At 66.7% G+C, this 795-nt stretch carries 1 pseudogene; it reads left to right on the top strand.

Annotated features, from left to right (window positions below):
• A pseudogene (locus EOA29_RS38575) lies at nucleotides 1–637 on the top strand (3-deoxy-D-manno-octulosonic acid transferase); the annotation flags it as partial.
• Nucleotides 638–795 lie beyond the last annotated feature (158 nt).

Here is a 795-nt window from a genome sequence, read left to right on the forward strand (position 1 = left end):
AAAGCGTCTGCGCGGTCGGGATGGCGCGGCACGACGATGGTCAACAGGCCGTGACGGCGAGGAGGTCGTCGCCGCGGAAGTCCACGCGACCTTGTACAAGCGCCATCACGGCCTGTTGACCATCGTCGTGCCGCGCCATCCCGACCGCGCAGACGCTTTAGCCGCGCAGATCTCCGGCATGGGGCTGACGGTCGCGCGCCGCAGCAAGGGCGATCGCATTACGCCCGACACCGATATCCTGCTCGGCGACACGATCGGCGAGATGGGACTTTACCTGCGACTGACCGAGATCGCCTTCGTCGGCCGCTCGCTGACCTCCGAAGGCGGACAGAATCCGCTGGAGCCGGCGATGCTCGACACGGCCGTGCTCGCCGGCCGCAACGTGCAGAATTTCCGCGAGGCCTATCAGCGCCTGCTCGACCGCGGCGGCGCCAAGCTGGTGCGTGATCGCGATATGCTGGCCGGCGCCGTCAATTTCCTTTTGACTAACGAAGCGGCGCGTCACGAGATGATGGCGGCGGGCGCGGCGACCGTTGACGAGATGCGCGGCGCGCTTCAGCGCACGCTGAAGTCGCTCGAACCCTACATCCAGCCGCTGGTCGTCAAAGCGCGCCTGAAAGGCGCCAACGGGCGCTGACGCATGGCCCCAAAAATCGGCATCGATTTTGGGAAAGGATCAGGCGCAAGCCCGAAGCGCGCGGAACCGGCGCCATGACCAGCGAAGCGCCCCCCTTCTGGTGGGAAAAGCCGGACTGGCGGGTGCTGGCATTGTCGCCGGCGTCGGCTGTCTACGGA

The sequence above is a fragment of the Mesorhizobium sp. M1E.F.Ca.ET.063.01.1.1 genome, assembly GCF_003998155.1.
Classification (GTDB): Bacteria; Pseudomonadota; Alphaproteobacteria; order Rhizobiales; family Rhizobiaceae; genus Mesorhizobium.